The 7,551-nt window shown below is 74.3% G+C and carries 9 protein-coding genes and 1 pseudogene; all 10 read left to right on the forward strand.

The window, feature by feature from the left end:
* Positions 1–1,974 (forward strand): hypothetical protein (locus tag ACFC1F_RS41960; RefSeq protein WP_376166916.1); only part of this gene is annotated, 1,974 nt, incomplete at its 5' end.
* Positions 1,975–2,191: 217 nt separating this feature from the next.
* Complete coding sequence (locus ACFC1F_RS41965) at positions 2,192–2,380, forward strand: hypothetical protein (protein WP_376166918.1); 189 nt, start codon at positions 2,192–2,194, stop codon at positions 2,378–2,380.
* Between the two features lie 43 nt (positions 2,381–2,423).
* On the forward strand, positions 2,424–2,858 hold the full coding sequence (locus tag ACFC1F_RS41970) for a hypothetical protein (RefSeq protein ID WP_376166920.1): 435 nt from the start codon (positions 2,424–2,426) through the stop codon (positions 2,856–2,858).
* Between the two features lie 121 nt (positions 2,859–2,979).
* Positions 2,980–3,462 (forward strand): single-stranded DNA-binding protein, encoded by a 483-nt coding sequence (locus tag ACFC1F_RS41975; RefSeq protein WP_376166922.1) that lies wholly within the window; start codon positions 2,980–2,982, stop codon positions 3,460–3,462.
* A gap of 108 nt (positions 3,463–3,570) precedes the next feature.
* Entirely contained in the window at positions 3,571–4,161 is a 591-nt protein-coding gene (locus tag ACFC1F_RS41980) for a hypothetical protein (RefSeq protein ID WP_376166924.1), read from the forward strand.
* 47 nt (positions 4,162–4,208) lie between these two features.
* Positions 4,209–4,661 (forward strand): annotated as a pseudogene (locus ACFC1F_RS41985) (DNA cytosine methyltransferase); the annotation flags it as partial.
* Between the two features lie 423 nt (positions 4,662–5,084).
* Positions 5,085–5,249: a hypothetical protein gene (locus tag ACFC1F_RS41990; RefSeq protein WP_376166932.1), complete on the forward strand. Its 165-nt coding sequence runs from the start codon at positions 5,085–5,087 to the stop codon at positions 5,247–5,249.
* A complete protein-coding gene (locus ACFC1F_RS41995; protein WP_376166926.1) occupies positions 5,246–5,596 on the forward strand; it encodes a hypothetical protein in 351 nt (116 codons plus the stop codon). The genes ACFC1F_RS41990 and ACFC1F_RS41995 overlap by 4 nt, the downstream gene beginning before the upstream one ends.
* Before the next feature lie 59 nt (positions 5,597–5,655).
* The gene (locus tag ACFC1F_RS42000; RefSeq protein ID WP_376166928.1) at positions 5,656–6,546 is read left to right on the forward strand and encodes a bifunctional DNA primase/polymerase; all 891 of its coding nucleotides are present in this window, start codon (positions 5,656–5,658) and stop codon (positions 6,544–6,546) included.
* Between the two features lie 88 nt (positions 6,547–6,634).
* A partial coding sequence (locus ACFC1F_RS42005; RefSeq protein ID WP_376166930.1) for a DUF3631 domain-containing protein occupies positions 6,635–7,551 on the forward strand: 917 nt, incomplete at its 3' end.

The following is a 7,551-nucleotide window of genomic DNA, read 5'->3' on the forward strand; positions in this document are numbered from 1 at the left end:
GCCGCCGGGGCGCTCGGCACCCTCGGCGCCGGCCTGCGCAAGCGTCTGACCGGCGCGACGCTGGCGTTCAGGGGCGCGTGCTGGATGACGGCCGGCGGCTGGTCGTCCTGGGCCCTCGCCCACGGCGGCCCCTGGCAGTGGCCCGAGATCGGGTCGCTGGCCGTCGCCGGGATCGCCGCCGGCACCCTGAGCGTCGCGTTCGCCGCCCACGAGGAGGTCGAGCAGGCCAAGCGCCACCACCTGCTGCTGATCGGCGCCCGCCGCCAGCTCGCCGCCGAATGGACCGACCGCATCAAGCGTGTCTGCCACGTCGACGTCACCGTGCTCGGCATCGAGCACTGGCCGTCCGGCGCCGGCTACACCCTGGAGATCGAGCTTCCCGAGGGCGGCACCACCCGGCGGGCCATCACCGACCGCACCGAGGCCCTCGGCTCCGACCTCGACCTCCCCGACGGCTGCGGCCTCCAGACCATGCCCGGCATCTCCCGGCGCCGCGTGCTCATCCAGGTCACCACCCGGAACCTCACCGGCGAGGAACTCCCCTTCCCCATGGGCGAGATGGCGGAGACCACCACCGTCAACAACCCGATCCCCCTCGCCCTGCTGTCCGACGGGGCGCGGGCGGAGATGGACCTGCGGCAGGCGTCAACGATCGTCACCGGCCCCACCGGGACCGGCAAGACGAACTGGCTCCACACCCTGATCGCCCGTCTGAACCAGACGAACGACGTGCTCGTGTGGGTGATCGACCTCAACGGCGGGAGCATCGGCCTGCCCTGGCTCAACGCCTGGCGCGACGCCCAGCTCGGCCGTTCCGGCTCCCGCTGGGCCGACGCCACCATCCCGGTGCCGGGCGTGGACTGGGTGGCCTCCACCCCGGAGGAGGCCAAGCGCATGCTCGCCGCCGCCGTCCGCATCGCGAAGCGCCGCAAGGCCGCCTACCAGGACGCCATGCGCGACGCCAACGACGACAAGCTGCCAGTCTCCCCGGCAGTGCCGGAGATCGTCATCGTCATGGACGAGGGCGCCGAGGCCGCCGCCACCCGCGAGGCCCGCGCCGTCCTCGCCGGCGTCTCCGAGGTCGTCCGCATCGCCCGCGCCATGGCAATCCGCGCCGTCATCTCCGTCCTGCGCGTCACCCAGGACGTCATGCCCGATCCGCTCGTGCGCAAGATGGCCTCCAACCGCCTCGCCACCGGCGCCCTGGAGGACTCCGAGCTGGGCCACCTCTTCGGCTGGCGGGCCCTGCGGGCCGAGGACTCGTTCTCGGGGCCGGGGTCGGTGTTGGCCGGCACCGAGGGCAAGCAGCCCGCCAAGGGCCGGCAGTGGCGCATCACGCCCGACCAGATCGAGGAGATCAGCGCGCTCACCTCCCACCGCCGCCCGGGCCTGGACGCCCCGTCGCTGGAGGCCGCCGGCGCCGACTACACCGATCGCTGGCTGATCGAGCGCTGCGGCCACCTGTGGGCCAGCGCCGACACCGCGCCCGTCGCGGCCGCGGCTACACCCTCGCCCGCCGTCGGTTCGGCGGGTGGGGCGAGTCGGGGTGAGGCCGCCGTCGGCGGGTGGAAGGCCACCGCCCACTGGGACCAGCCTGCCACCACCCCGGCCGTCGACCCCGACGACCTCGAATCCATCTGGCTCCTGCCCGACGCCGTCAAGCCCGACCCCACCCCGCCCGGCGTCGACTGGTCGAACCCCTCCACCTGGACCACCGGCCGCGAGACCATCACGCCCGAGACGCCCGACGCGAAGGAAGCCGCGCTCCAACTGCTGCTCGACGCCGGCCCCGAGGGCACCGGAGCGTCCGCCATGGAGAAGATCCTCCACCCCCAATTCGGGACCCGCCGACAGGCCATCGCCGGATGGCTCAAGACCTGGGCCGAGAGCGGCGAGGCGGTCCGCGTCGGCGAGGGCAGCAAGACCCGCTACGTCCACCGCCAGCACCTTCCCCAGCCCCCCACCGAGGGCTGAGAGCGGCCTGTCCTGTCGCCTGTCGCCCCCTGCCGCAACAGGGGGCGTCCGCCTGTCGCGTGGCCTGTATCCCCCCTCTGACCTGCGGACGACAGGCGACAGGACAGGCACGCGACAGGACAGGCGACAGGTCGCACGACAGGCACACCACCCCGGCCCGGACCGTGTCCGGGCAGGCCCCCGCACCACCTTCCCGCTGACCGGAAAGAGCCCCGCCGTGATCGTTGCGCTCAGCACCACCATTCTGTTCGCGATCATCTCCGCCGTCCTCATCCGGGGCCGGCGCGTGACCCTGCCCACCGCCGCCGTGCTCTGGCTGTCCGGCTTCACCGCCGCCTCCACCGGCGTCGCCGGACCCGTCAACGACTTCCTCGCCTCGCTCGTCCGGCTCGTCTCCGGCCACTGACCCCACCACGCCCCGACCACCACCCCGCCGACAGGAGAGCACCGTGCACCACACCCCGCACGCCCCGCAGCCGTTCGCCGCCCCGGTGCTCTACACCCCGGACGGCACCCCCTACTACGCCACCCCGACCCCGGTCACCGCCCCGCCCGCGCACTACCACCCCGCCGCGGCTCTGCCCGTGCCCGCCCAGCACGCCGCCCCGGCGCCGTACCACCCCGCCAAGCTGCCGCAGGCTCCCGCCGTGCCGGCCCGGGACCCGTGGCCCGCCCGCCTGGTGGCCGGCGGCGTCGGCATCGGCGGCGCCGGAATCGGGATCGGCTTCCTCGCCCAGGCACTCGCCGCCGCGACCACCGCGCTCGGCTTCGTCACCGCCGGCCTCGCCGTGGTCTGGCTCCTGAAGACCACCCATGGGGGCGGCGGCCGCGGCGGGCAGGGCGCCGTGAACGTGAGCGTCAACGTCACCAACCGCAACCGCTGACCGGCCTGCCCGACCGGCCGTGCCACCCGGACCACGCCGCACCCGGCGGCGGGGCCCGGGCGGTGCGGGGGACCGGGCAGGCCCCGCTCCCGGACCACCCCAACGCCTTCTGGAGGCACCCGTGTCCGTGGGAGAGACCCCGATCACCGTCGTCGGCAACCTGACCGACGACCCCGAACTCCGGTTCACCCCGGCCGGGGTGGCGATGGCCCGCTTCACCATCGCCTCCACCCCCCGCGCCTACGACAAGCAGACCGGGCAGTGGAAGGACGGCACCGCGCTCTTCCTGCGCGCCACCGCCTGGCGCGAGATCGCCGAGCACACCGCCGAGTCCCTCACCAAGGGCATGCGCGTGGTCGTCACCGGCCGTCTCGTCCAGCACAACTGGCAGACCCCCGAGGGCGAGAACCGCTCCATGCTCGGCCTCGACGTCGAGGACATCGGCCCCTCGCTGCGGTTCGCCACCGCCAAGGTCACCAAGGCCCAGCGCACCGGCAACGCGCCCGCGCGGCCCGCCGACCAGTGGTCCACCGCCACCCCGCCCGCACCCAACGGCGGCTGGAACGCCGCCCCGGCCGACGGCCCCACCGAGCCGCCCTTCTAGCCCCACCACACCCGGACAGCACAAAACCCCGCAGCAGCCGCCCGATCTTGGCAGAGAAGCGGCTGCTGCGGGGCCATCCGATCCCCTTCAAGAGACCAGGACTCCAGCATGCCCCAGTACAACCCCTCCGCGCTCGTCGTCATCGACGACACCACCGACCAGGAGCGCGCGAGCGACGGCCGCTCCCGCTACGGTGCCTACCTCGCCCAGCACGCCGACGACTTCCACGACGACGGCGAGCCGCTCCGCCCGGTGGAGTTCGCGGTAGCCGCGTGGCAGACGGCAACCGCGCCGGTGATGTCGCCGGGTTACGCGGCTGTGCGGCCCGACATCTATCCGCTCGACGTGTACCGCGACCACCACGGCGGCGCGCAGTTCTGCGCGAAGGTCGGCCTGCGGCACGCCGCGCTCGCGAACCGCCCCGCCGGACGCCCGCTGGACTGGCAGCTCGACTCGTGGACGCACGCCGGCCAGCAATGGGCGTGCCTGGCCGGCCCGGAGCGCACCGACCGCCCGGCCGTGCTGGTCGCCGCCACCGTGCTCCTGCCGATCCCCGACGACATCCTGATCCGCCCGACCGCTGCCCGGTCCGGGCGCACGCTCACCCGCGAGGCCAAGGCCGTGGTCGCGGCCCTCACCGAGTACGCGAACCAGCACCTCACCCCGCTGGTCTACAGCCTCGCCGGGGGTGCCCGGTGAACGGTCCAGTGATCGGGTCGCTGTGCACCGGCTACGGCGGCCTCGACATGGCCGTGCAGCGGGTGCTGGGCGGTGAGTTGGCGTGGGTGGCCGACCCCGACCCCGGCGCCACCGCGATCCTAGCCCACCACCACCCGCACGTGCCCAACCTCGGTGACATCGCCACCGTCGACTGGCACGAGGCCGCCCCGGTGGACGTGGTGACCGCCGGTTTCCCCTGCCAGAGCGTCAGCCTGGCCAGCACCCGCGCCGGGATCGTCCCCGGCGCCGCCTCCGGCCTGTGGGTCGAGGTCGCCCGCGCCGTCCGTGAACTGCGTCCCTCCCTGGTGGTGATCGAAAATGTCCAAGGGCTCCTCTCGGCGAAGGCCGACCGCGGAGACGCTGGAATGGGACCCGGAGCGCAGGATCTGGACGACGCGACCGGACGGCCCCTCGCTCTTCTCGCTCTCGGCGCCGTTCTGGGAGACCTGGCCGGCCTCGGGTTCGATGCGGAATGGACGAGCGTGCGCGCGTCCGACGTCGGCGCCGCCCACCAGCGCACCCGCGTCTTCGTCCTCGCCTGGCCTTCCCACCCCCAGGGCCCGCGACTCGCGTGGTCGGGGCTTCGGGGACGGCCTGCCGGCGGTGGTCGAGCTGCTGCCCACCCCGACCGTCTCGGAGGCGACCGGGACCGGGCACACCGGCCAGGGCGGGATGAACCTGCGACACACCGTCTCCCTACTGCCGACCCCGACCGCCGCCGACGGCGATCGGACCAGCCCGACGTTCGCCCGGGGCAACCCCACGCTGATCGGGGCCCTACCGTCCGAACGGACTGGGGACCCTACGCCCCGGCCGTCCGCCGGTGGGAGACGGTCCTCGGCCGCCCCGCACCCGGACCGACCGACCCTGCCGGGCGTCTGAACCCCGTCTTCGTCGAGTGGATGATGGGCCTGCCCGCCGGGCACGTCACCGCCGTCCCCAGCCTGTCCCGCACCGCCCGGCTCAAGGCCCTGGGCAACGGCGTCCTGCCCGACCAGGCCGCCGCCGCCCTCCACCTGCTCCTGGACCGCGCCACCGCGCCCGCGGCCGGGGAGGTGGCCGCGTGAACCGGGTCCCGCCGCTCGCCGACACCGGCCTGTGGCAGGCCGTCATGGCGGCCGCCGCCGGCCGCTGCCAGTGCCGCGGCACCTGCGGCACCAGCCACGACAAGGACGGCGGCCGCTGCAAGACCGTCCACGGCGGCTACGGCCCCCGCCACGGCACCGGCGCCGCCCGGCTCCTGGCCGCACCCGCCGACCCGAACGGCCTGCTCCTGCCCCCGCACCGCATCACCGCCCTGCCCAAGCAGGCCCTCGCCGCATGGTGCCCGGCCTGCCACGACGCCACCCGCCGCAACGCCCACAAGGCCCTTGAGGCCGCCGCCGCGGCCGACGGCCCCGACGGCCTCTTCTGACCAGCCCTTCCGCCGGCCGCCCCGAAACGGGTCGGCCGGCGGCCCCTGGAAGGACTCTGATGACCGCACAGAATGACATGCCCGCTGTCCTCGCCAACGCTCTCGCGCTCGCCCGACGAGGTGTCCCGGTCCTCATGCTCCGGGCCGGGAAACTCCCGCTCGGGAACTGCCGGCGCTGCCAGCACAACGCCTGCGGCGGACGACCGAACATGAAGACCCCGGGACCGTGCGCATGCCCGGCTCCGTGTCACGCCTGGGCCGCCGCCACCACCAACCCCGGCATCCTGCTCAGCCCCGCCTGGGCGGCGCACTGGCGGGAGGCCGCCGCCCTGGCTTACCACCCGGGCGGGGCCGGGCTCACCGTCCTCGACCTCGACACCCCCGACGCCGTCACCTGGGCCCGCAGCTCGCTGCCGCGAACCCGCACCGTGCCCACCACCCGCGGAGAGCACTGGATCTACCTGGGCGTCATGCAGTCCGCCAACCACGTCCGGCCAGGCACGGACATCAAGTCCCACGCCGCGTATGCCCGCTGGCTCGGCCCCGGCATCGGCACCATGACCGACCTGCCCGACGCCGTCCGCGCCCTCGCAACCAAGGAAGAGACCACCCCCGCCCCGGACAGCGCGGGGGTGGTGTCTTCTACCCCCGGCGGCGGGTGGTCCCGGACCACGGACCACGGCTGCCGCCACACCGAGCGCTACGTCCGCACCGGCCTGGCCCGGGGCGTGGCCCTCATCTGCGAGCACCACGAGAGCGGCGCCGGTTCCCAGACATTCGGCGTCGCCCGCTTCCTCGCCGCCCAGCACACCCAGTGCCCTGGCCCCTGCGGCCTCGACACCATCGCCCGGGACCTGATCGACGCCGCCGCCTCCGTCGGCGTCCCACACGACTACGCCACCCGCGCCGTCACCCGGGGCTTCACCGCCGCCGGCGCCCACCTGACCTGACCCGCCCGAGCACGTCGAAGCGGCCGCCCCTCTCGCAAAGACCGGCGGCCGCTCCCGTCCAGCTCCACACAGAACCGGAGAGGCCAGCATGACCGATCCCACCCCGCCCGTCACCACCAACGCCGAGGACGGCGCGGCCCTGCTCGACGCCGTCGAGGCCCATCACCGCCGCTTCAACGTCTTCCCCAGCGAAGCCGCCTACGTCGCCGTGGTCCTGTGGGGGGCGCACACACACCTCATGGACGCCTTCGAGGCCACCCCCCGGCTCGCGTTCCTCTCCCCGGAGCCCGGCAGCGGCAAGACCCGCGCGCTGGAGATCATCGAGACGCTCGCCCCGCGTCCGATGACCACCGTCGACATCAGCCCGAGCGCCCTGTTCCGCTCCGTGTCCGCCGAGGCCAGCCGCCCCACCATCCTCTTCGACGAGATCGACACCGTCTTCGGGGCCGCCGCCGGCGGCAACGAGGAACTGCGCGGCCTCATCAACGCCGGCTACCGCCGAACCGGCGGCATCTTCCGCAGCGTCCGTGACGGGGAGAACCACCAGGTCCAGAAGTTCCCCGTCTACGCCGCCCTCGCCCTCGCCGGCCTCGGTGACCTGCCCGACACCATCATGAGCCGCTCGGTTGTCATCCGGATGCGCCGCCGTGCCCCCAACGAGAGCGTCGAGCCGTTCCGCCAGCGGACCAACGAAGCCGAGGGTCACGCCCTGCGCGACCGCCTCGCCGCCTGGGCCGACACCATCCGCGAGCGGATCGAGGGTGCCTGGCCCGAGATGCCCGACGGCGTCACCGACCGGCCCGCCGACGTGTGGGAGCCCCTGCTCGCCGTTGCCGACGCCGCCGGCGGGCACTGGCCCGCCCGCGCCCGCGCCGCCTGCCTCGAACTGGTCAACGCCGCCAAGGCCAATGACAAGGGCTCCGTCGGCATCCGCCTCCTGGCCGACCTGCGCACGGTCTTCGACGGCGCCGAGCGGCTCACCAGCGCCACCATCATCGAACGCCT

The organism is Kitasatospora sp. NPDC056181 (assembly GCF_042266225.1).
In the GTDB taxonomy this organism is placed as follows: Bacteria; Actinomycetota; Actinomycetes; order Streptomycetales; family Streptomycetaceae; genus Kitasatospora.